This window comes from Lutimaribacter pacificus, assembly GCF_900142185.1.
Taxonomy (GTDB): Bacteria; Pseudomonadota; Alphaproteobacteria; order Rhodobacterales; family Rhodobacteraceae; genus Lutimaribacter; species Lutimaribacter pacificus.
In genome coordinates, this window is sequence record NZ_FQZZ01000002.1 from 222,974 (window position 1) to 244,870 (window position 21,897).

Consider the following 21,897-nt stretch of genomic DNA (forward strand, 5'->3'; position numbering starts at 1 on the left):
GTTCCAGGTTGCACTGTCATACCAGGTTGAGGTTCTTTTTCGGATCGTATTGGTCCCGCAGCCAGTCGCCCAGAAGGTTGAGCGACAATACGGTGATGAAGATGCCCACCCCGGGCATCACGGCCAGCCACCAGGCCCGCGTGATATAAGACCGCCCCTCGGCCAGCATCCCGCCCCATGTCGCGATCTGGGGCGGTACGCCCAGTCCGAGAAAGCTGAGCGATGCCTCGGCAAGGATCGCGGTAGCCATGGAAAAGGTGCCGACGATGATGGCCGATGCCATGAGGTTGGGCAGAATATGGCGCCGCAGAATCCACGCCAGCCCGCCGCCCATGACGCTCGATGCCTCGACATAGGCGCGCGAGCGCAGGACCATGGCCTGCGCCCGGGCCATCCGCGAATAGGGAATCCAGCGTTGGATGGTCAGGGCAAGGATCACGTTGGTCAGGCTTTGCCCGAAAAAGGCAAGGATGGCGATGGCCAGCAGGATCGGCGGAAAGGCCCAGAAGGATTCGACGATCTTCTGGGTCACCAGATCCCAGGTGCCGCGCAGATAACCGGACAACGCCCCGATCAGAACCCCGACCACACCCGAGATCAGGACGACCGAGCCGGCGATGGCCAGCGAGACCCGCGCGCCCGATATCATCCTTGCCAGGATATCCCGGCCAAGGTGATCCGTGCCGAGGATATGGCCCTCGGACAAGGGCGGCACGAGCGAGTCCATCAGGCTCTGGTGATTGGCCGTGTGGGGCGTGAGGATCGGCCCGAAGATGGCCAGGAAAAGCACGAGACCCAGAAGCAGGCCGCCGAGGATGAACTTGAGATTGAAAAAGTCGAACTTCATCGGTCAGCCCTTGTTCGATCGTAGCCGCGGATCGAACATCGTGTAGACGATGTCGATCATCAGGTTCAGGAGGATGAAGAAGACGGTGTAGGACGCGACGATCCCGGTCGTCAGGGGCATGTCCCGAACGCTGATCGCCTGGAACAGCAGGGTGCCGATCCCCGGCCAGGAAAACACCACTTCGACGATGATCGACCCGCTGATAAGGGCCCCCAGTTCAAGGCCGATGATGGTTATGATCGGAATGGCCGCGTTCGGCATGAGGTGACGGCGCACGATGGCGCGTCGCGTCATGCCCTTGGCAACCGCGGTAAAGACATGCTCCTCCTGTCCCGCGTCGATGACCGAAGACCGGGTAATGCGCGAGATGATCCCGATCATGGCGAAGGCGAGCGTAAGGGCGGGCAGGGCGAGATAACTCAGCCCTTCAACAAACTTGTCGAAGGCCCCGGCAAGCAGCGCGTCCAGGGTCACGAACCCGGTGACCTCGGGCACCGGCCAGCCATAGGGAACCCGCCCGCTGGACGGGAACAGATTCATGTAGCCGGACAGGAAAAGGACCAGAAGGATGCCGATCCAGAAGGATGGCGCGCTGACCCCGGAAATCGAAAAGACCGAGACCAGCGCGTCGATGATCTTTCCCTTGTTGAGCGCCGCTATCATTCCCAAAGGGACGGAGACGAGGATCGCAACAAGAAGCGCGTAGAAGGAAAGCTCCAGAGTGGCGGGAAGGCGGTCAAGGATCAGGTCGAAGACCGGCGCGCGATAGCGGTAGGATTCACCCAAATCGAAGCTGGCCAGGTTGCCCAGAAAGCGCCCGTACTGCTCCCAGACGGGCCGGTCCAGCCCCCAGGCCTCGCGCATTTCCTCAACCTGTTCGTCGGTCGCGTCGTCGGGAAGAAGAAGGTCGGCCGCATCGCCCGGCGCCAGCCTGAGCAGGCCGAAAATGGCCATTGTCACGATGAGCAGGACGGGGATCGCACCGAGCACACGTGAAACGATGAAGTTCAACAATGGCTTGCTCCGGGTCTTCTCGGTCGGTTGGTCTGACGGAATCCGGCCCGCATATGCGGCACGGGCCGGATCGGATTTCGGGTCAGCTCAATGCGTCAGTCGGTTTGCATCGTGACATCGGACAGCCAGATCTCGCCATCGGCGCTGGCCTGCCAACTGATGCCTTTCTGCACGCCATGCACCAGCTTGTGCGCCCACATGAAGAACATCGGCACCTCTTCCGAGATCAGCTCGGCCGCTTCGCGGACGACCTTGCAGCGTTCCTCGGGGTCAAGCGTCTGACGTTCTTTCTGAAGCAATGCATCCAGCGCCGGGTTGTCGTAACCGATGCGGTCGGTCACCCCGGTTTCAAGATATTGCGACAGCGGCTCCGACGGGTCGAGGAAAAGGCCGCGGCCCATGTAATACATCGGCAGGTCGCCCGCCCGCATGGCAGCTGTAAGGTTCGCGTATTCGGGAACCTGAAGGTCTACCTCGAAACCGACCTCGCCCAGCATCTGCGTCACGATCTCGGAAATCTGACGGTCCGAGATATAGCGCCCCGATGCGGTGTAGAACGTGATCGACGGGCCGCCATCGGCATATCCTGCCTCGGCCAGCAATTCGCGCGATCTTTCGGGATCGTAGTTCACGATGTAATCGAGCGGCCCCCGGTAGCAGATCTGCTGTTCGCCCAGCGGCCCGTCCATTCGCGTGGCCAGACCCATCAGGAACCTGTCGATGATAAGATCCTTGTTGATCGCGTGGGCGGCGGCCTGCCGCACCCGGACATCGTTCCATGGTTCGAACTTGGGGTTCAGGGCCAGGAACATCTGTTCGATCGACTCGCTGTCCACCAGATCAATCGCGGGGTTGCCTTCAAGCCGCTGGACAAGCTGCGGCGGAATAAGCCGTGCGATCTGCACCTCGCCGTTCATCAGTGCGGTCACGCGCTGCTCGGGCTCCCGGATCTGGCGGAAGACGGCAACGTCCGGGGCGTTCTCACCTATGCCGGGGAAGTCGGCGTTCTTTTCCAGAACGATCTCCTGATCCAGGGCATAGGATTTCAGCTTGTAAGGCCCCCAGCCAATCGCGGCGGTTTCATCCGGGTTTTCATTCGCTTCGGCCAGTTCCTTGCTGGTGATGATGAAGCGGTCGAAAATATACGACAGCAGAGAGGCCAGCGGCTTCTTGGTGACGATTTCGAAGGTGTGGTCATCCACGGCCCTGATCGTCTCGACCGCGGAAAAGATGTTCTTCTGCACGCTTGCCGGATCGTTCAGAACGCGCTCATAGGAATGGAGCACGTCTTCGGTCGTCGGGCCGGGACCGCCGTCCTGGCGCTTCAGATCCTCGCGCAGGTGAAAGCGCCAGGTGTTGGGATCGACGATTTCCCATTCGTCCACCAGGATACCTTCGTATTGCTTGGTGGCATAGTTGTAGCGGCCCAGGCACCCATAGGTCTGGCACCATACCGAATACATCTGCGCATTGCTTTCCGCATGGGGGTTGGGCGAGGTCATGGGGAACGTGCTTGTCACCATCAGAACCTGCCCGTCCTGCGCGATGGCAGGCGACTGCACCACGGCGACAAGACACGCTGCTGCGGCAGCGGCGAGATACCTCTTTCCAGTTTTCATCGCGATCTCCCTGTTTCTGGCTTCCCTGCGCTTGGTCGAGGTCGTTGGGGGAAGTCGTTTATTTCGCGTTTTGTATGTTTGTCTGTTGTATGACAGAAATTTTCGATTCTCAACCCTCGTCTGATTCCGTTCCTGCCTTGTTGTCGTGGTTGCGGGCTGTGCCGGCCGTTGTGCTGAAAATCCATTCAGTTTCCAGGCCGGCGCACGGCGGCGTCAGGTCCCGGACGCCTCGCCAAAATCCCAGAAGACACCCGCCATCATGGCAAGGCCCTCGTCATAAAGTGGCAGCAGCCCGTGTTCGTCCGGCCCATGCTGTCCGCAGCCGCCATAGCTTTGCGGTATCCACATGATCGGGGTTCCAAGCGTCTCTTTGAAGAACTCGGACGGCCCGGATGCGCCGATGGTCGGGATGATGTTGGGGGCCTTACCCATGGTTTTCTTCATCGAAGCCGCGACCTTGAGCACCCAGGGATTCTCGGGGTCCGTGCGCGAGGGTGGGAACATGTCACGCTCAGCCACGGGCTGCACCTCCACCTCGGGAAAACCCTGTTCGTCGAGATGACGGCGCAGGGCCGGGGCCACCTCTTCGCTTCTGGTATCGACGGTGTGGCGCAGCTGGATGCGAGCCCTGGCGAAACCCGAAACCGCCGCGACCGGGTTTTCCGGCTGACCGGAGATCATCGAAAGCACGATTGCGCTGTTCCATGCATAGATCCGTTCGGTTCGTGACATACCCGGTTCGCCCCAGTCTTCGTCCGGTTCCGGCGTACCGGGCAGCGTCTTGACCTGAACCTTGCGGCTGGCCTCGCGCACGCTTTCCGGCACGTCCCTGGGGCGCCAGCCCTCCACCAATATCCGGCCATCACGCGATATGATGGTCGAGATCGCGTGCGACAGAACCACTGCCGGATCTTTCAGCAATCCGCCCCAGTGGCCGGAATGATGGCTTCCCTCACGCAGGTTCACCACCAGGTCCACGGCGATACCCCCACGCGTTCCAAGGGTGATGTCGGCCACCTCCATGCTCTGCCGCGGTCCATCGAGGGCGATGAACACGTCGGCGGCAAGCAGGTCGCGCTGATCCTGCAGGAACTGCGCAAGCCCCGGCGAACCTGCCTCTTCCCCCATCTCGATCAGCACCTTGGCGTTGAAGCCGAGTTGCCCGCGCTCTTCGATGACGGCGCGCAGGGCCTCGATCGCGATCAGGTGCTGTCCCTTGTTGTCGACCGTGCCCCGGCCAAACACACGGTCGCCCTCGACCTTGAGGGCCCATGGGTCGAGATCGTCGCGCCAGCGTTCGGGCATGGCGCGGACGACGTCACCGTGACCGTAGACAAGAACGGTAGGAAGCGCCGGATTCTCGATCTTTTCCGCGACAAGAAAGGGCCCGTGTTGCGGAAGGGAATTGTCGAAGACACGGGTTTCGAACCCCATCCCCTCAAGATACGGGCCCATGACATCGTGGCAGTAGCGTTCCAGTTCGGGCTTGCGCAGCGGCGGATGGCTTTCGGTCTGAACCGAAACCAGCCTGGCCAGCGTTTCAAGAAACTCTCCTGAATCCAGGTAGCCTTTTGCTCTTTGAATCGTTTTGTCCCGGGCCGTGTCTGTCATGTGGTGTTCTTCCTCAAGATTGGTTTTGGTGGGCCGACCTGCGTGTCCGCATGTCCGGCAATTCAACGGCGTTACCCCTGCAAGCCGAAGACGGGCACGAGCTGAGATACCCTGATTTCCCGCGAGAGAGATGTCGGGAATTGAGGAATAATAGATATCTAACGGATAGCGATTGCAAGGCGGTTATGTCGGTGGGTGCCGCCGATCCCGTGCAAAATCCGCGCAATGCGCAAGAAGCGCACCGAGGGCAGATTTGATAAGCTGCGAAAAAATGGTATGCCGTATGCCGACAGTTGCAGGTATCAGGCTTGAGGCAAGGGGTCGGGGCCGCCAGCCACACCGTCCCGGTCCATATGCGCTTTCACTGTAGGTGCATTTCCGGTAATTGCTGTGGCCGACCCGACAGATTGGATGGACATGAACGATAGACCGTCACTTCGCGTTGTAAACGAGACCGTCAGCCTTCGTGAAAGAACGACGAACGTCCTGCGCAACGCCATACTGAACCAGACATTCAAGCCGGGTGAAAAGCTGGTTGAGCGCCGGCTATGCGAGGAAACCGGGGTCAGCCGGACAAGCATCCGGGAATCCCTGCGCATCCTGGAGGCCGAAGGGCTGGTCTGTCGTGAAAGCGGTCGCGGGCTTTGCGTCAACAGGGTCACGACCCAGGAGGTGCGCGACATGTACGGCGTGCGGCGGATGCTGGAAGGTCCGATGCTGCGCAAGATCTGCGAAGACGGTGACCCCAAGCACATCATGGCCTTGCGCGCGGCGATCAAGAAACTGTCGGCATTCGACGATCCAAAACTGGAAAACGCCCCGGTCGAACATGCAAAGGCACTGGGCGAGGTGTCCCGCTGTATCGCCGAGGGGGCGGGCAACCAGGTGGCCCGCGATATTCTTGTATCGCTGTCCGCCCGCATGACCTATTTCCGCAGCTTCGTCAGCCGCTCGGCGACGGCCGAGGAAAGGAAGGTCACGATGGGGCTGCTGAACCGAATCGCCGACGCGGTGGCGGACAGGAACGCCGATGAGGCCGAGACCGCATTCTACAACTACATAGACCGTGCGACGGACCGCGCGATCGCCTTGTCAAGCCAGGTCGAAGACAGCTGATCGCCCGGGGTCGTTGAGCCGGATGTACCCGCACCGATCGAAATCGGTGCGCTGGGATTTGTCGCGCGTGGTGGATGTGGTGATCGTCATCCGCCAGCCGGGGCAGATGCATTTGTATGATGATATTCCCGTATTCCGGCCGGTGGATGCGACAATCTGCATATCGGGGCGAAAATGCCGGGATAACCTGAAAAATCGGACGCGGGCAGGTGGCATTTACCTGCATCACAATCAGTATCTGGAACTTTCCTCTTTTTGTATACCATAATACAGAATACAAAAGACTCAACCTCCGGCCGTCCCCTGAAAGTGGACCGGCCGCAGAGTGCCCGTTGAACAGAGGATAAGACCGATGGAATTTGCTTGCGATCTGCCTGCGTCCGAAGCCCGGCGTATGATCGGTTCGAAAGAACTGTCGCCTGTTGAGCTTTTGGATTCGTGCCTTGCGCGTATCGACGCCGTGAACAAGCCGGTGAACGGCGTGGTTGCCATCGACCGCGACTCGGCGATGGACGCGGCGCGCCGCGCCGAGGCCGCCGTGATGTCGGGCGAGGTTCTCGGGCCGCTTCACGGTCTGCCGATCGGCATCAAGGATCTGAACGACACCGGCGGTCTGCTGACGACCTACGGGGCCAGGATGTTCGCCGAGAACGTGCCGGAAAAGGACGAGCTGGTCGTGGCCAACCTGCGCGACAAGGGTGCCATCGTCTTTGCCAAGACCAACACGCCGGAATGGGGCGCCGGCGGCAACACCTTCAACCCGGTTTACGGCGTCAGCGGCAACCCCTTTGCGCCGGAACTGACCTGCGGCGGATCGTCGGGCGGTTCGGCCATTGCGCTGGCCACGGGTATGATGCCGCTTGCGCATGGGTCGGACAACGCCGGCAGCCTGCGCATCCCGGCCGCTTATTGCGGGGTGGTGGGGTTCCGGCCCACGGCAGGCATCGTTGCATCCGAAAAGCGCCCCTTCGGCCTGTCTCATTTTCCCGTGCAGGGGCCGATGGCGCGAACCGCCGCGGATGTGGACATGATGTTCCGCGCCATGGCGACGTCTGATGCCGCCGATCCGCTTGCGACGCCGCTTTCGTATCAGCATGACCATCCGGCAGACCTTTCTTCGCTGCGGGTGGCCTTTTCCGAGGATCTGGGATTTGCCGCTGTTGACCGTGGCCTTCGCGCGGTTTTCCGGGAGCGGGTGGCGCGGTTCGACTCCAGCTTCCTGGAGGCAGGCTGGGCGCACCCTGATTTTGGCAATACCCGCGAAACCTACGAGATCATCCGCGCCTTCAACTATATCGGCATGTATGCCGAACGCTCTCGTTCCGAACCCGACAGGTGGGGGCCCCTGGTCGAGGAAAACCTGGAACATGCCGCTCGCTTCTCGGTGGAGGAGATCGCGGTGGCGCATGTGGAACAGGCGCGCATCTACCGGCGTGCGCAGGAGTTCTTTGCGGATGTGGACGTGCTGATCACCCCGACCGTGGGCACCTATCCCTGGCCCAAGCACGAGATATACCCGTCCGAAATCGACGATAAGGATATTGCCAACTATTTCGACTGGGTGGCTCTGACCTATGCGATTACCATTCTGAACCACCCCTGCATCTCGATCCCCTGCGGCCTTGACGATCGGGGCACGCCTTTTGCCATCCAGATCGTCGGGCGGCGCAACTGCGACCTGCAGGTTCTGCGCGTGGCGCGCGCGCTCGAAGCTCTCTTTGCTGCCGACCCGATGCTTGCGCGGCCGGTGCCGGATATCAAAAAACTGTCGGCCATGCCGGGCGGCGATGAAAAATTGCCTGTCCGCTAAGGGGCGCGTTTGCGCGCGTTCCCCTGGTCTTCGTGGCGTGCGTACGGGCCGGCCGGAATACTGATCGCTAGGATTTACCGATCCCGGTGATCGTGCCGCCAAGGCTGTGCGCTGTGTCCAGCGCCCGCGCCGTTGCCATTAGCATCTGGGGCAGCACCATCCATTCCAGCGCCCAGGCGGTGCCGGATCTTTCCTGTTCGTGCACCATGGCGTGGTGCATGGCCGAGACCTGCACCGCGTTGAACCGGGCCAGCGTGACGAGCAGTTCGGCGGAGACCGGGTTTTGCTTGTGCGGCATCGCCGAAGAGCCGCCGCCGCCCGAAAGGGCGATCTCTTCGATCCCCTGCTGCGCCATCAGCGCGACGTCCTGACCGAACTTGCCGAGCGTGCCGGTGATCAGCGAAAGGAACGAGGCGTATTCCGCCAGCCCATCGCGCATCGCGTGCCAGGCCTTGCCGGTCGGTGCAAGGTCCAGCGTTCCGGCGATGTCGGCCACCACCGCATCCCCCCTTTCGCCCAGGGCCTTGCGGTCGCCCGAGGCCCCGCCGATCTGGACGCGCTCGATACGCGGACGAATCTGTCCGAGCCGCGCCAGATGATCCGCCAGGGGCAGGCGCCAGGCCAGAATACGGTCGCGCACCGTTATTTCGGTGGCTGCCTGCATCCGTGTCCGCCCCATGAGCGGGGTATCCCCGAACCGCGCATCGAGAGTGTCGAACAGCGTGCCGAGGTCCGCCAGCCGCGCGGCGATGAGATCGGAGGCTTCCCTGAGCGTCAGCACCATGGCGGTGTCCACCACATCCTGCGAGGTTGCGCCTGTGTGAACCGCACCGGCCGGGGCGATCGCCTTGAGCTGCCCGACCAGACGGGGGACCGGCACGCCGTCCTCGGCCATTCCCGCGGCGATGTCGGCAAGGTCGATCCTTGCGCCCTCGATGGTTTGTGCGGCCTGTTCTGCCTTTTCCGTGTCGAACAATCCTGCCTTGCCGCAGGCGCGCGACCACGCGGCCTCGAACGCCAGCATATGCGCCATCTGACGTTCGGGCGCGAGAATCGCGGCCATCTCCGCATCGCCGAAAAGCCCGCCGAGCCAGGGGTGATCGAAAACGGATACGGTCATTTCAGATGTCCTTTTCACAAGCCGAAAGGGGCGGTCCTGGCCGCCCCTTTCCTTCGCATTCCCACGCCTGTCAAATATCCAGGAACACCGTTTCGCCTTCCCCCTGAAGGCGGATGTCGAATCGGTATTTTCCTTCGTCGGTCTTTTTGGCGATCAGCGTGTTCACGCGCGGGCGCTGTTCGATCCGATTGAGCAGCGGATCGTCGTCGTTCTTCTCGTCCTCGAAGTAGATGCGGGTATTGAGGCCGATATTGATGCCGCGCGCAACCACCCAGAGCGAGATATGCGGCGCGCTTTCCACGCCGCCCCGGCCTTTGTAGCTGCCGGGCTTGACGGTGCGCAGTGTGAACTCGCCCGTTTCGGCGTCGGCCGCAAAGCGGCAATGCCCGGCAAAGCTCGGGTCGGCGCCGTCCTGGCCGGGAAAGATGCCCTTGGCATCGCATTGCCAGCTTTCGATCAGCGCGTCGCGCATCGCCCAGCCGGTACCGTCGAAGACCGAGCCGACGATCTCGATGATCTCGCCCCTGGCCTTGCTTTCGTCGATGAAGGGCGTTGTGCCGATTTCCTCGTCGTAATAGCCGCCGTTCCCCGCGTAGGTCGGCATCAGGCCGATATGGACGTAGGGGCCGGCCGTCTGGGACGGGGTTTCTTGCAGGACGTCGAGTTTCTGGACCATGATCACATACCCTCCAGCTTGTTCTCGAACATGGTCTGGCGGCGGCCGCGCAGGACGATGTCGAATTTATAGGCAAGGAAGTCGAGCGGGCGCGACTTCGAGAAATCGAGGGGCGCGACCAGGCGGTCGAGCTGGCTGCGGTCCTTGATCGTCGCCGCGATCGGGCAATGGGCGATCAGGGGGTCGCCCTCGAAATACATCTGCGTGATCAACCGCTGGCCAAAGCTGTGGCCGTAGACCGAAATGTGGATGTGCATCGGACGCCAGTCATTCGCGCGGTTTGGCCAGGGATAGGCGCCCGGACGGACGGTCAGGAATTCGTAATACCCGTTCTCGTCGGTGATGGTGCGCCCGCAGCCGCCGAAATTCGGGTCGAGCGGTGCGAAATACGTATCCTTCTTGTGGCGGTAACGCCCGCCCGCATTGGCCTGCCAGATCTCGACCAGCGTGTTCGGAACCGGACGGCCCATTTCATCCAGAACCCGCCCATGCATCAGGATGCGCTCGCCCACGGCGGGGGCAGCGCCCTTGGTCCAGTTCAGGATCAGGTTGTTGTCCAGCGCGCCGAGCGTGCCGTGACCGAAGGCCGGGCCGGTTTCTTCCGACGGTGTGCTTTCCATCGACAGAAGCGGCAGGTTGGGTGAGCGTGCGACGCTCGTCTTGTAGCCGGGATCGTAGGGATCGGGGTGGATCGCGCGGTTGCGCGGTATCAGCGGTCCAAGGTCAGTCATTCGTTACTCTCCTCCATTTCCGCATAGGTTTGTTTCGCGAGTTTCAATGCGTGGTTCGCCTTGGGCACGCCTGCATAGATCGCCACATGCTGCAGGGCCTCGGCGACGTCGTCCTTCGATGCACCCGTGTTGGCCGTGGCCCGGATATGCATCGGTATCTCTTCGAAATTGCCCGTAGCCGCCAAAAGCGCGATGGTCAGCATGGAGCGTTCGCGCCGCGTGATACGATCTGATGCCCAGACGGTGCCCCAGGCGCTTTCGGTGATCAGGGACTGGAAGGGCAGGTCGAACTCGGTCTTGCCGGCCTCGGCGCGGTCAACATGGGCGTTTCCCAGAACCTCGCGGCGGATTTTCATCCCGCGGTCGAATGTCTCGCTCACTGGCTGATCCTTTCCACAAAACTGACAAGAGCGGCGGTAAACGCCTCGGGCGCTTCGATGGCCGGCAGGTGGCCCGTTTCCTCGAACATCACCAGATCGGCGCGGGGAAGGGCTCCGGCCAGTGCCTGAACCACCTCGGGCGGGGTCGCCTGATCGTGCTGACCGCCGATCACCAGCGCGGGTTGCGTGATCTCGCCCAGCCGGGTGGAGATGTCCGTTCCGGCGATGGCGGCGCAGGTGGCGATATAGCCCTCGGTATCCGCCCGCGCGAGAAGCGTGCGCCACAGCCGGGCCTCGGGCCGGGCCAGCATCGCCGGGCCGAACCAGCGCGGCAGGATGCCGTCGGCCATTGCGCCCATGCCGTTAAGGCGCACCCCGTCGATGCGGCTGTGCCAGCCATCGGCGGGGCCCAGCATCGGTGCCGTGTTCGACAACACAAGGCCGGTGACACGTTCGGGTGCCATCAGCGCGATATGCTGGGCGATCAGCCCGCCGATCGAACAGCCGACGATCACCGCCCGCTCCACCCCCGCGTGATCCATCGCGGCAAGGACATCGCCCGCCAGATCGGGAATCCCGTATCCTTGCGGGGCGGTCTCGGAAACACCGTGCCCGCGCTTGTCCATGCGCAGGCTCGACCACCCTTCGGGCAGGCGCGGGATGACCGCGTCCCACATCCGAAGATCGGTGCCCAGCGAATTGATAAAGACAAGCTGCGTACCGCCGCTGTTCCGGCGGTCGATATGCATCATGCCCCAATCACGTTGCAGTACTTGCATGAAAAATCTCCTCGCGGCGAATGTCCCATAATTTTTCGCTTTTTAAAAATACAATATTTTGCAATAGATATAACCAAATGAGCATACCCCATGGCATGAAGCTGCGCCATCTCGAGGCGTTCCTGGCCGTCGCGCAGAATGGCACGATCTCGGCCGCCGCGCGGGCGCGCAACGTTTCGCAGCCGGCCTTGTCCAAGACCATCGGCGAACTTGAGGGCCTTCTGGGGGCCACCCTGTTCGAGCGTACCGGGCGGCGTGCGATCCTTACCCCCGCCGGCGAGAGCTTTCGCGCACATGCGCTGGACGCCCTGCAAAGCCTTGAGGCAGGGGTGCGTGACCTGTCGGGCCAAAGCACGGTCGGGCTGGTCAAGGTCGGGGTTCTGCCCACCGTGGCGGGCGGGTTTTTCCCCGCGGTTGCCCTTGAGTTTTCGCAAACGCGGCAGGATGCCCGCGTCGGGGTGATCACCGGACCCAACCGTTATCTTCTGAACAGGCTGCGGTCAGGCGGGATCGACCTGATGGTGGGCCGGATGCCATCGGCGAAAGACATGGTGGGCCTGGCCTTTGAGCATCTTTACGACGAGCCGGTGCTGCTGGTGGCGCGGGCAGGCCATCCCGCCCTTGCGATGCCCGCCTCGCAGGCGCTGACCTCTTACCCGCTGATCGTGCCGAACCCCGGCGCGATCATCCGTCAGAACGTGGATCAGTACCTTGCCGCGCAGGGGCTGAGCGGCCTTGTCCCCGTGTTCGAGACCGTGGCGCTGCCGGTTGCGCTGTCATTGCTGGAACGCTCTGACATGCTGTGGTTCATATCGCGCGGCGTGGTCGAACGCGAATTGCAGCGCGGCACACTGGCCGCGCTGGACATGAAATCGGATTACATGGCCGGTGCCGTGGGCATTACCCGGAAATTCAGCTTTAACGAAAACAGCCCCGCCGATCTGTTGGCGAGGCTGCTGCATCGGCAGGCCGGGAAGGTGACTGCCCGCTAGGCGCGGCTACACCGCCTCAAGAGCGATGGCGATGCCCTGTCCGACCCCGATACACATGGTCGACAGGGATCTTTCACCGGGCTTCAGGTCAAGCATCGCCGTGCCGGTGATGCGCGCGCCCGACATCCCGAGAGGATGGCCAAGCGCGATGGCGCCGCCATTCGGGTTCACGCGGGCATCGTCATCGGCGATCCCGAGATCGCGCAGCGTGGCCAGCCCCTGCGAGGCAAAAGCCTCGTTCAGTTCGATCACCGCAAAGTCCTCTTGCCGGAGGTTCAGCCGCTCCATCAGCTTTTTCGAGGCCGGCGCCGGGCCAAAGCCCATGATGCGCGGTGCGACACCTGCGGTCGCGCCGCCCAGAATCCGGGCAATGGGTTTGAGGCCATGCTTTTCGGCGGCTTCCTTCGTGGCGATGATCAGCGCTGCCGCGCCGTCATTCACGCCCGAGGCGTTGCCCGCCGTGACGGTGCCATCGGCCTTCACGAAAGTCTTGAGCTTTTGCAGCGCCTCAAGCGTGGTCGAGGGGCGCGGGTGCTCGTCCTCGGACACCACGATCGGGTCGCCTTTCCTTTGCGGGAGGATCACCGGGGTAATCTCGCGCGCGAGGCGGCCGTTTTCCATGGCCACGCCCGCCTTCTGCTGAGAGCGCAGGGCAAAGAGGTCCTGATCTTCGCGCAGGATGTCGAAATCTTCGGCGACGTTCTCGGCGGTCTCCGGCATACTGTCGACGCCGTACTGCGCCTTCATCAGCTTGTTGACGAAACGCCAGCCGATCGTCGTGTCGTAGACGGCGTTGCTGCGTGCAAAGGCCGTTTCGGCCTTGGGCATCACGAAGGGCGCGCGCGACATCGATTCGACGCCGCCGGCGACGATCAGTTCGGCCTCGCCCGCTTTGATTGCGCGGGCCGCGGTGATGATTGCATCCATGCCCGAACCGCAAAGCCGGTTCATCGTCGTTCCCGGCACGGTTTCGGGATAGCCCGCCAGCAAAAGACACATGCGCGCCACGTTGCGGTTGTCTTCACCTGCCTGGTTCGCACAGCCAAAGATCACCTCGTCAATGGCTGCAAGGTCCATGCCGGGGTTGCGTTCCGCCAGTGCCTTGAGAGGGATCGCGCCCAGATCATCGGTTCGCACCGAGGCCAGTCCGCCGCCGTAGCGCCCGATCGGTGTGCGGATGTAGTCACAAATGTAAGCTTCGGTCATCAGATATCCTCCAGAACGACAAGATCGCCAACTTCGCCCTCGGTGTGAAGTGTAGCGCCAGTAACGGCCTGCAAAGCGGCCATCGAGATGCCGGGCAGTTTTTCACGCAGCACGAACCGCCCGTCCGCGATGTCTATCACCGCAAGCGAGGTGTAGACACGGGTCACACAGCCCACGCCGGTCAACGGGAAGGTGCAGGTTTCCACCAGCTTCGGCCCGCCGTCCTTCGTCACGTGATCGGTGACGACCGCCACACGCTTCGCACCATGGACCAGGTCCATCGCGCCGCCGACCGCGGGAACGCCCTTGGACCCGACCCGCCAGTTGGCAAGGTCACCGTTCTGCGCAACCTGGTAGGCGCCCAGAACCGCAAGGTCGAGATGCCCGCCGCGCACCATGGAAAAGCTGTCGGCATGGTGAAAGAACGAGGCGCCGGGGTTCAGCGTGATCGCCTTTTTCCCGGCATTGATGAGATCCCAGTCCTCCTCGCCCGGCGCGGGCGCCTTACCGAAGCCAAGCACGCCGTTCTCGGTGTGATAGGTGACTTCGCGGCCTTCTGGCTGGAACTTGGCGATCATCTCGGGAAAGCCGATACCGAGGTTCACATAGGAACCGTCCTCGAGATCCTGCGCGGCACGCCAGGCGATCTGGGCGTTCGTCAGCTTGTCTTCCATCAGATTGAAACCGGACATCAGTAGATCACTCCCTTGCGCACGAGGACTTCTTCCTGTTCTGGGGCGGGCACCTCGACGACCATATCGACGAAAATGCCGGGGGTAACGACATGTTCGGGGTCGATCGTGCCGGGTTCGCCCAGTTCCGCGACCTGTGCGATGGTCGTGTCGGCGGCCATGGCCATGAGCGGGTTGAAGTTGCGCCCGGCCAGGCGGTAGGTCAGGTTGCCCGCGTGGTCGCCCTTCTGCCCCTTGATCAGCGCAAAATCGGCCTTGAGCCAGCGTTCACGCACATACATCTTGCCGTCGAATTCCTCGGTCGGTTTGCCTTCGGCCAGTTCTGTGCCGAAACTTGTGGGCGTGTAAAAGGCCGGGATGCCCGCACCGGCGGCGCGGATGCGCTCGGCCAGCGTGCCCTGCGGCACCAGTTCCAGCTCGATTTCGCCGGCAAGGTATTTCTCGTTGAACGCCTCGGCATTCGACGACCGGGGGAACGAGCAGATGATCTTGCGGACCATGCCTGCCCTGATCATCGCGGCGATCCCGATGCCGCCGTTGCCTGCGTTGTTGTTGATGATCGTGATGGCCTTTGGGCTGCCGGTTGCGCGAAAGCGGTCGATCAGCGCGTGGATCAGCTCGACCGGTGCGCCCGAGCCGCCGAAGCCGCCGATCATGATTTGCGCGCCGTCGGGAATCGCGGCGACCGCGTCAGCCACTGAAGACGAGACTTTGTTCATGGTGGTCCTCCGTTGATTGCCACCGGGATAACGCCACCGTCCGATCGGCGGCGAGTCCGAATGTTCACATGTTGATTTTTGTTCAATCTGGGCACATTTCTGTTCGCATGTTGAACAAACCGACCGATTATGTTGCCTCACTGGCAAAGGGCCTGCGGGTGATCGAGGCATTCGGGCCTCAATCGCCCAGCTTGTCAATCGCCGGGGCCGCGGCTGCCAGCGGGCTTGACCGCGCCACCGCCCGGCGCGTGCTGCTGACGTTGCACCGCGAGGGATATGCCGACTACGACGGCAAGTTCTTTACGCTGACCCCGCGCGTGTTGCGGCTGGGGGTTGCCGCGTTGGCGTCGCTGCCGTTGTCGCAGATCGTTCAGCCCTGGCTCGATCAGTTGTCCGAGCAGCTTTTGCAAAGCTGCTCGGTCGCGCTGCTGGACGAGGGCGATATCGTCTATATCGCGCGCGCGGCGCAAAAGCGGGTGATGTCGATGGGGCTGATGCCGGGATCGCGGCTGCCCGCCCATTGTACGGCGATGGGGCGTGTCCTGTTGGCGGCGTTGCCTTTCGACAGGGCCCGCACCCTTGTCGAGGCATCCGATCTTGCGCCGCGCACCCGGCATTCGGTTTCGGACCTGGACGAGATCCTGAGGCGGATCGAGCAGGCGCGCGAACAGGGTTATGCGCTGGTCGACCAAGAGGTCGAACTGGGGCTGAGATCGCTTGCCGTGCCGATCCTGGATCGGACGCGGACAGTCGTGGCGGCGTTGAATGTCGGTGTCGCCGTGACGGAGGAGCCGGCCGATGCCATCCTGCAAACCTACCTGCCGCAACTGTTGAAGGTGCAATCCGCCCTGATGCGCGCACTGTAGGTGCCGGCTGGCAGGGTTGTCCCCGGTATCGGCGGTTCCCGCCCCCGGCCCTGGGCAGTAACGAGCTTTCTTGACAATTATTAGAGGTCTAAGATACTCCGACCTGAAATACGGGAGGGATGATTTTGACGGACACGCTGAGTTTCGATGCCAAGCAGGTGATGCCGGGGCACGCTGACCTCTACTATGGCGGCGGCTGGCACGCGCCGGTAAGCGGCACATATGACGACACGATGAACCCGGCCATTGGCCAGCCGCTCGGGGCGGTGGCCACGGCGGGCAAGGCCGATGTGGACGCAGCGGTCGCTGCTGCGTGGCAGGGGTTTCTCGAGTGGCGCGATGTGGCGCCGCTGGAACGTGCCCGCATCCTCAAGGAGATCGCGGCACTTTTGCGCAAGCATGGCGACGAGCTGGCGATGATCGACGCGGCGAATTGCGGCAACCCCTATACCGAGATGCGTGGCGATGCGGCGATTGCCGCCGCGCAGATGGAGTTCTTTGCCGGTCTCGTGACCGAGATGAAGGGTGACACGATCCCGATGGGCCCGGATCGCGTGAACATGACACTGCGCCAGCCGCTTGGCGTGGTGGCCCGTATCCTTGCGTTCAACCACCCGTTCATGTTCTGCGGCGGCAAGATGGCCGCACCGCTTGCGGCGGGCAATGCGGTTATTATCAAGCCGCCGGTGCAAGCCCCGCTTTCGGCTCTGCGCCTGGCCGAACTCGTCGATGGCCTGATGCCGAAAGGCACGTTCAGTGTGCTGCCCGGTGGCACCGAGGCCGGTGCGGCCCTGGCAGAACACCCGGATGTGGCCAAGGTCACGCTGATCGGGTCCGTGCCTGCGGGCCGTGCGGTGATGCGTAGCGCCAGCGCGACGGTCAAGCCCGTCCTTCTGGAGCTTGGCGGCAAGAACGCCCTGATCGCCTATCCCGACAGCAACCCCGAAAAAATCGCCGACGCGATCGTGGCGGGCATGAATTTCGGCTGGTGCGGGCAGTCCTGCGGATCGACCAGCCGGGCCTTCCTGCATGAGGATATCCATGACGAGGTGCTGTCCTACCTGTCCGACAAGATCGCGCGGTACAAGCCGGGTATCCCGACCGATCCAGAAACCACGATGGGCGCGATCGTCAGCCGGGATCAGTTCAACCGGGTGATGGAATATATCGACTCCGCCAAGAGCGAGGGCGCGCGCGCCGTTACCGGCGGATACGCCGTCACCGACGGTCCGCTGGCAGATGGCTGTTTCATCGCACCGACGATCTTTGCCGATGTGACCCCCGGGATGCGGATCGCGCGCGAGGAAATCTTTGGGCCGGTTCTGGCGGTCCGCAAATGGGGCGACGAGGACGAGATGCTGCGCGAGGTCAATTCCCTTGAGCTCGGTCTGACCTGCGCCATCTGGACGCGCGATCTGGTCACAGCGCACCGCACCGCGGCGCGGGTCGAGGCGGGGTTCGTCTGGGTCAACGAGGTCGGACGCCATTTCCTGGGGGCACCGTTCGGCGGGGTCAAGCAATCCGGGATCGGCCGTGAGGAAGGTATCGGCGAGCTGATTTCCTTTACCCACGAAAAGAACGTTCACATCAATCTGTCCGGGCAATAAGCGGCACCAATCTTTCGGGTCGCATCGGACCGTCGCCCGAATGGGTGGGGTGCTGGTTTGCGAACGTGCCGATCCACCGGGCGGAAACGGTGGATCGGGCACCGGAGTTTTGCGGCAAGGCACCGTGATGTCATCATACGGTATGTGCCTGATTTTTCGGTAATTTTTCAATCTATTACTGGACACCGGATAGCAAGAAAAAGGAATGGATCGCATGACAGAGAAAAGAGCGTCGGACGTCGAATTGCCGGTTGCCTCGCAAACTGACGAGGTGTGGGGAAGCGACATATTCGCCGAGATGCTTCGCGGTCTTGGCGTGAAATACGTGGCACTCAATCCCGGGTCGAGCTTTCGCGGGCTGCATGACAGCCTGGTGAACAAGCTGGGCAACCGCGACCCACAGATGTTGCTGTGCCTGCACGAGGAACACGCGGCGGCAATCGCGCATGGCTATGCCAAGGTCACGGGCGAGCCGCTGGCGGTGATCCTGCACAGCAATGTCGGCCTCATGCACGGCTCGATGGCGATCTTCAATGCCTGGTGCGACCGGGTTCCGATGCTGGTCTACGGGGCGACGGGACCGGTGGACGCGGCCATGCGCCGCCCGTGGATCGACTGGTTGCATACCTGCCGCGATCAGGGCGCGCTGATCCGAAACTACGTGAAATGGGACGATCAGCCCGCCTCGATGGAGGCCGCGATCGAATCCATGCTGCGGGCCGACGTGATCGCGCGCACCGCGCCGACCGGACCGACCTATGTCAATTTCGATGTGTCGATCCAGGAAAAGTACCACGCCGAGGCGCCCCCGCTGCCCGACTTTGCGCGCTATCAGCCACCGCTTCCGGCCGAACCGTCGGCAGAGGGGGTGGCGCACGCGGCCGATCTATTGAAAAACGCCAAGCGGCCGGTCGTTCTGGCCGGTCGCGTGTCGCGCGACCCGGCGGACTGGGCGCGTCGCGTGGCGCTGGTCGAGGCGCTGGGGGCCGAGGTGCTGACCGATATCCGCATCGGCGCGTCCTTCCCGACCGATCACCCGCAGCATCGCGGCAAGCCCGCCTTTTTCATCGACGATGATGCGGGCGAGGTGTTGCGGCAGGCCGACGTTATCCTGAGTCTCGACTGGCTTGATCCGGCCGGCACGTTGAAACTGGCCGGCAGGGTGGAGGCGAAGGTCATCCAGGCCTCGCTCGACTACCAATTGCACAATGGCTGGGGCATGGAGCATCAGGCGCTGCCCGCGCTCGATATCCATCTGGCCTGCACGCCGGATCGTGCGACCCATGCCATCGCCGATGCGCTTGGCGTGGGTGCGGGCGACGCACCGGCCGACCTGCCGGTCTGTCCCGCGCTTGAAGCGCCCGCGCCGGACACTTCGCTGGATATCATGACACTGGCCGGGGCGCTTGGCGAAGGTCTGGACGGGGTCTGCGCCAGCATGGTGCGCCTGCCGCTCGGCTGGGCGGGCGAGGCCTGGCATTTCCGTCATCCGCTCGATTTCCTGGGCTCGGACGGCGGCGCCGGGATCGGCTCGGGGCCCGGTATGCTGATCGGTGCGGCGCTGGCACTGAAGGACAGCGACCGTTTGCCGGTTGCGGTGCTGGGCGACGGTGATTTCATGATGGCGGCGTCGGCCTTCTGGACCGCGGCGCATTACGGCGTGCCGTTCCTGGCGGTCGTGTCCAACAACCAGTCTTTCTTTAACGACGAGGTTCATCAGGAGCGCGTCGCCGTGGCCCGTAACCGCCCGGTCGAGAACAAGTGGATCGGCCAGCGGATCGGCGACCCGGATATCGACATCGCGGGAATCGCCCGGGCACAGGGTGTCGAGGGGATCGGACCGGTCGCAACGGCGGGTGAACTGGTCGACGCGGTCAAAAAAGGCATCGCCATGGTCAGGCAGGGCAAGAGCGTCGTGATCGACGCGCGGGTCCGGCCCGGTTACAACCCCAACATGGTGGCTGGCCTGACGCGGAGCGACTGACGCCGCTTCGAAGCCCTGCATCGCGCAGGGGGCGAACTCGGTCGCCTCCCGCCCGGATGGAACCATTCGGGCGGGAGGCACACGATTTCAGCGGGCGGTTCACTGTATTCCAGAGTATTGCACTCATGTACTTGGCAAGCGGGTGCGATGTTGCTTTAGTGGCCGAATGAATGAACAAAACAGATGTATAGATGCTTCCGATGTGTGCCGTCCGGGCAATGAACGCATTGCGAGGCTTGTTCGCCTTGCGGCGCGCGGCTTTAACCGGTCGCTTCAAATCCGGTTGAATACCGAGAAGGTTACCTTCGGTCAGTGGATTTTCCTTAGGATTCTTTGGCAAGAAGACGGCCTGTCGCAACGTGAGTTGAGCGAACGCGCACATCTGACCGAGCCGACGGCGCACACCGCGCTGATCCGCATGGAGGAGCTTGGGTATATCGTCCGGCGGAACGTCGAGGGGAACAAGCGCCGCCAGCACGCATTCCTGACGCCGCGCGGCTGGGAACTGCGCGATCAACTCGAACCGCTCGCGGTCGAGGCCAACGAGATCGCGGTTGCCGGTTTGAGTGCGGAAGAGCAGCGAATCCTGAGAAAAGCATTGGCAGTCATGATAAGAAACCTCGAGAATGACGAGGCCGATGCCGCACGGCGGGGTGTGCGTGTTCCCCCGACCAAAGGAAATCCGGCGCAGTAAAGGCGTGGTTCCGGGGCATGTAAATTGCAGTAGAGCGGGCCTCATTCCTGTGGTGCGCGAGGGCTGTTTTTAACGTCACCTGAGCCGTCTTTGACCAATATGGTCGTTGACTGGTTAAAAGGTCATACGTATACTTACTCTTCAAGCATAGATATCTAATATTAGATAGCTAACAATTAATGTCTGTGCTTGTGTGAAATTTGGGAGGAATGAATGAAACTCACAATCAAAACGGTCTTTGCTGCGCTTGGCCTGTGTGTGCTGGGCAGCAGTGTCGCTGCGCAAAGCGTCAACGTCACGCTTTCGGGCGGGAACCCGTCGGGGCTCTGGTCGCTTCTTGGCGCAGGTATCGACCGCGCGGTAAAGGCTGACGACCCGAATGGCGTCGTGACCTACCAGGCGACCGGCGGCGGATTCGCGAATATCGGCCTGCTCGCTGCCAATCGCACCGATCTGGGCCTGGCGCATGATGCCGAACTCAAGATCGCGCTCGCCGGGAGCGAGCCGTTCAGCGCACCGATCACGAACCTGCAGGCCATCGGGTACATGTATAACTGGGCCCCGATGCACTTTTTCCTGAGAAAGTCGGTAGCTGATGAATACGGCATCGACAGCATTGATGACCTGGCAAAATCGGGTGCTGCCATTCGCGTCGCTTCGAACAACACCGGCAATATCACGGCCAATATCACGACATTCATGCTGGATGCGGCCGGATACGATGAGGAAACCATCAAGGCAAATGGCGGCGTCCTTGTGCGCGCGGGTTCCGCCCAGCAGGCCGACCTGCTGACCGACGGACGTACTGACATGGTGATCAACGGAATCTTCGTCGGCCACTCGTCCTTCCTGAGCGTCGACAACAACAATGAGGTCGTGTTGCTGAGCGTCCCCCAGGACATCATCGACAAGACCAACGAAGTGTTCGGCACGGGGAACTACACGATCCCGGGCGGCAGCTATTCCAACCAACCCGGGGACGTTGAAACGGTTGCCTTGGGTGCGCTGGTGATCACCTCGGAGGATCTGGCAGAGGAAACCGGTTACGCGCTTGCCAAGAGCATCGCTGGAAACATCGACGAAATCCGCTCGGTGCATGGCGCGATGAAACAGCTGTCTCCTGAACTTCTGGTGTCGCAAAAGACGCTGCCGTTCCACCCGGGCGCCAAGCGGGCCTATGAGGAAATGGGTCTGCTCGAGTAACGCATGACCTTTCAGGTGTCAGGGCCGGCGAACTGAGAATGTCCGCCGGCCCTTTCGTTTCCAGCGCGGATGGTAATGCCCCGCAAGGCATCACGTGAAAAATAACCGTTTGTTTTCAGGTGTCTGAAGAGGAAACAGAACGATATCGGATGTTGTCGAATTTGGTTTCAAAGCGCCAGGAAAAGTTGACTTGCGGCATGACGACATTAAAAGTAGATATCTAAGAACGAT

Annotated in this window: 21 protein-coding genes; 9 read left to right on the plus strand and 12 right to left on the minus strand. The window is 62.2% G+C overall.

Annotation, left to right across the window (positions count from 1 at the left end):
* Positions 1-16 precede the first annotated feature (16 nt).
* The 4 genes from F3H87_RS07120 to F3H87_RS07135 form a co-directional block, all read right to left on the minus strand.
* Positions 17-847 (minus strand): ABC transporter permease, encoded by an 831-nt coding sequence (locus tag F3H87_RS07120; RefSeq protein WP_149787893.1) that lies wholly within the window; start codon positions 845-847, stop codon positions 17-19.
* 3 nt (positions 848-850) lie between these two features.
* The gene (locus F3H87_RS07125; protein WP_149787894.1) at positions 851-1,861 is read right to left on the minus strand and encodes an ABC transporter permease; all 1,011 of its coding nucleotides are present in this window, start codon (positions 1,859-1,861) and stop codon (positions 851-853) included.
* 95 nt (positions 1,862-1,956) lie between these two features.
* Entirely contained in the window at positions 1,957-3,480 is a 1,524-nt protein-coding gene (locus F3H87_RS07130) for an ABC transporter substrate-binding protein (RefSeq protein WP_149787895.1), read from the minus strand.
* A gap of 213 nt (positions 3,481-3,693) precedes the next feature.
* The gene (locus F3H87_RS07135) at positions 3,694-5,091 is read right to left on the minus strand and encodes a M20/M25/M40 family metallo-hydrolase (RefSeq protein ID WP_149787896.1); all 1,398 of its coding nucleotides are present in this window, start codon (positions 5,089-5,091) and stop codon (positions 3,694-3,696) included.
* 417 nt (positions 5,092-5,508) lie between these two features.
* Here F3H87_RS07135 and F3H87_RS07140 point away from each other — a divergent pair, with 417 nt between their 5' ends.
* The 3 genes from F3H87_RS07140 (at position 5,509) to F3H87_RS07150 (ending at position 8,017) form a co-directional block, all read left to right on the plus strand.
* Complete coding sequence (locus tag F3H87_RS07140) at positions 5,509-6,207, plus strand: GntR family transcriptional regulator (protein ID WP_188129188.1); 699 nt, start codon at positions 5,509-5,511, stop codon at positions 6,205-6,207.
* Between the two features lie 46 nt (positions 6,208-6,253).
* A complete protein-coding gene (locus F3H87_RS07145) occupies positions 6,254-6,475 on the plus strand; it encodes a hypothetical protein (RefSeq protein ID WP_149787898.1) in 222 nt (73 codons plus the stop codon).
* 126 nt (positions 6,476-6,601) lie between these two features.
* Positions 6,602-8,017, plus strand: coding sequence for an amidase (locus tag F3H87_RS07150; RefSeq protein ID WP_223227997.1), 1,416 nt, complete (start codon positions 6,602-6,604; stop codon positions 8,015-8,017).
* Between the two features lie 67 nt (positions 8,018-8,084).
* Here F3H87_RS07150 and F3H87_RS07155 read toward each other — a convergent pair whose 3' ends face one another.
* From F3H87_RS07155 to pcaD, 5 genes are all read right to left on the minus strand, one after another.
* Entirely contained in the window at positions 8,085-9,137 is a 1,053-nt protein-coding gene (locus F3H87_RS07155; protein ID WP_149787900.1) for a 3-carboxy-cis,cis-muconate cycloisomerase, read from the minus strand.
* 70 nt (positions 9,138-9,207) lie between these two features.
* Positions 9,208-9,813 (minus strand): protocatechuate 3,4-dioxygenase subunit alpha, encoded by a 606-nt coding sequence (pcaG, locus tag F3H87_RS07160; protein ID WP_149787901.1) that lies wholly within the window; start codon positions 9,811-9,813, stop codon positions 9,208-9,210.
* Positions 9,814-9,815: 2 nt separating this feature from the next.
* Entirely contained in the window at positions 9,816-10,544 is a 729-nt protein-coding gene (gene pcaH, locus F3H87_RS07165; protein WP_149787902.1) for a protocatechuate 3,4-dioxygenase subunit beta, read from the minus strand.
* The gene (pcaC, locus tag F3H87_RS07170) at positions 10,541-10,924 is read right to left on the minus strand and encodes a 4-carboxymuconolactone decarboxylase (RefSeq protein WP_149787903.1); all 384 of its coding nucleotides are present in this window, start codon (positions 10,922-10,924) and stop codon (positions 10,541-10,543) included. Before pcaC ends, pcaH begins: the two co-directional genes overlap by 4 nt.
* The gene (gene pcaD, locus F3H87_RS07175) at positions 10,921-11,703 is read right to left on the minus strand and encodes a 3-oxoadipate enol-lactonase (RefSeq protein WP_149787904.1); all 783 of its coding nucleotides are present in this window, start codon (positions 11,701-11,703) and stop codon (positions 10,921-10,923) included. Before pcaD ends, pcaC begins: the two co-directional genes overlap by 4 nt.
* Positions 11,704-11,780: 77 nt before the next feature.
* Here pcaD and F3H87_RS07180 point away from each other — a divergent pair, with 77 nt between their 5' ends.
* Complete coding sequence (locus F3H87_RS07180; RefSeq protein WP_188129189.1) at positions 11,781-12,695, plus strand: LysR substrate-binding domain-containing protein; 915 nt, start codon at positions 11,781-11,783, stop codon at positions 12,693-12,695.
* A 6-nt stretch (positions 12,696-12,701) separates the two neighbouring features.
* On the opposite strand, the gene pcaF is transcribed toward F3H87_RS07180, so the two are convergent.
* Genes pcaF through F3H87_RS07195 form a run of 3 tightly spaced genes read right to left on the minus strand, consistent with a single transcriptional unit; the run spans position 12,702 to position 15,312 of the window.
* Entirely contained in the window at positions 12,702-13,901 is a 1,200-nt protein-coding gene (gene pcaF / locus F3H87_RS07185) for a 3-oxoadipyl-CoA thiolase (RefSeq protein ID WP_149787906.1), read from the minus strand.
* Positions 13,901-14,575 carry a 3-oxoacid CoA-transferase subunit B gene (locus F3H87_RS07190; RefSeq protein WP_394852161.1) on the minus strand — a complete coding sequence of 225 codons (675 nt, stop codon included), beginning with the start codon at positions 14,573-14,575 and terminating at the stop codon, positions 13,901-13,903. Before F3H87_RS07190 ends, pcaF begins: the two co-directional genes overlap by 1 nt.
* Positions 14,576-14,592: 17 nt before the next feature.
* On the minus strand, positions 14,593-15,312 hold the full coding sequence (locus F3H87_RS07195; RefSeq protein ID WP_149787908.1) for a 3-oxoacid CoA-transferase subunit A: 720 nt from the start codon (positions 15,310-15,312) through the stop codon (positions 14,593-14,595).
* Between the two features lie 107 nt (positions 15,313-15,419).
* Between F3H87_RS07195 and F3H87_RS07200 the strand changes: the two genes are divergently transcribed.
* The 5 genes from F3H87_RS07200 to F3H87_RS07220 all read left to right on the plus strand — a co-directional run bounded on the left by F3H87_RS07200 (position 15,420) and on the right by F3H87_RS07220 (position 21,666).
* Positions 15,420-16,178: an IclR family transcriptional regulator domain-containing protein gene (locus F3H87_RS07200; protein ID WP_149787909.1), complete on the plus strand. Its 759-nt coding sequence runs from the start codon at positions 15,420-15,422 to the stop codon at positions 16,176-16,178.
* 125 nt (positions 16,179-16,303) lie between these two features.
* Positions 16,304-17,785, plus strand: coding sequence for an aldehyde dehydrogenase family protein (locus F3H87_RS07205; RefSeq protein WP_223227998.1), 1,482 nt, complete (start codon positions 16,304-16,306; stop codon positions 17,783-17,785).
* Between the two features lie 214 nt (positions 17,786-17,999).
* Positions 18,000-19,769 (plus strand): thiamine pyrophosphate-binding protein, encoded by a 1,770-nt coding sequence (locus tag F3H87_RS07210; RefSeq protein WP_223227999.1) that lies wholly within the window; start codon positions 18,000-18,002, stop codon positions 19,767-19,769.
* Positions 19,770-19,935: 166 nt separating this feature from the next.
* Positions 19,936-20,463 carry a MarR family winged helix-turn-helix transcriptional regulator gene (locus F3H87_RS07215; RefSeq protein WP_223228000.1) on the plus strand — a complete coding sequence of 176 codons (528 nt, stop codon included), beginning with the start codon at positions 19,936-19,938 and terminating at the stop codon, positions 20,461-20,463.
* 213 nt (positions 20,464-20,676) lie between these two features.
* Positions 20,677-21,666 (plus strand): TAXI family TRAP transporter solute-binding subunit, encoded by a 990-nt coding sequence (locus F3H87_RS07220; protein ID WP_149787911.1) that lies wholly within the window; start codon positions 20,677-20,679, stop codon positions 21,664-21,666.
* The last annotated feature ends 231 nt before the right edge of the window (positions 21,667-21,897 follow it).

Excerpts from the sequence above, each read along its gene's own strand:
- F3H87_RS07120 (WP_149787893.1), bottom strand. The coding sequence starts at position 847 with ATGAAGTTCGACTTTTTCAATCTCAAGTTCATCCTCGGCGGCCTGCTT.
- F3H87_RS07130 (WP_149787895.1), bottom strand. The coding sequence starts at position 3,480 with ATGAAAACTGGAAAGAGGTATCTCGCCGCTGCCGCAGCAGCGTGTCTT.
- F3H87_RS07135 (WP_149787896.1), bottom strand. The coding sequence starts at position 5,091 with ATGACAGACACGGCCCGGGACAAAACGATTCAAAGAGCAAAAGGCTAC.
- F3H87_RS07140 (WP_188129188.1), top strand. The coding sequence starts at position 5,509 with ATGAACGATAGACCGTCACTTCGCGTTGTAAACGAGACCGTCAGCCTT.
- F3H87_RS07150 (WP_223227997.1), top strand. The coding sequence starts at position 6,602 with ATGATCGGTTCGAAAGAACTGTCGCCTGTTGAGCTTTTGGATTCGTGC.
- F3H87_RS07155 (WP_149787900.1), bottom strand. The coding sequence starts at position 9,137 with ATGACCGTATCCGTTTTCGATCACCCCTGGCTCGGCGGGCTTTTCGGC.
- pcaG (WP_149787901.1), bottom strand. The coding sequence starts at position 9,813 with ATGGTCCAGAAACTCGACGTCCTGCAAGAAACCCCGTCCCAGACGGCC.
- pcaH (WP_149787902.1), bottom strand. The coding sequence starts at position 10,544 with ATGACTGACCTTGGACCGCTGATACCGCGCAACCGCGCGATCCACCCC.
- pcaD (WP_149787904.1), bottom strand. The coding sequence starts at position 11,703 with ATGCAAGTACTGCAACGTGATTGGGGCATGATGCATATCGACCGCCGG.
- F3H87_RS07180 (WP_188129189.1), top strand. The coding sequence starts at position 11,781 with ATGAGCATACCCCATGGCATGAAGCTGCGCCATCTCGAGGCGTTCCTG.
- pcaF (WP_149787906.1), bottom strand. The coding sequence starts at position 13,901 with ATGACCGAAGCTTACATTTGTGACTACATCCGCACACCGATCGGGCGC.
- F3H87_RS07190 (WP_394852161.1), bottom strand. The coding sequence starts at position 14,575 with ATGGAAGACAAGCTGACGAACGCCCAGATCGCCTGGCGTGCCGCGCAG.
- F3H87_RS07195 (WP_149787908.1), bottom strand. The coding sequence starts at position 15,312 with ATGAACAAAGTCTCGTCTTCAGTGGCTGACGCGGTCGCCGCGATTCCC.
- F3H87_RS07200 (WP_149787909.1), top strand. The coding sequence starts at position 15,420 with ATGTTGAACAAACCGACCGATTATGTTGCCTCACTGGCAAAGGGCCTG.
- F3H87_RS07210 (WP_223227999.1), top strand. The coding sequence starts at position 18,000 with ATGACAGAGAAAAGAGCGTCGGACGTCGAATTGCCGGTTGCCTCGCAA.
- F3H87_RS07215 (WP_223228000.1), top strand. The coding sequence starts at position 19,936 with ATGAATGAACAAAACAGATGTATAGATGCTTCCGATGTGTGCCGTCCG.
- F3H87_RS07220 (WP_149787911.1), top strand. The coding sequence starts at position 20,677 with ATGAAACTCACAATCAAAACGGTCTTTGCTGCGCTTGGCCTGTGTGTG.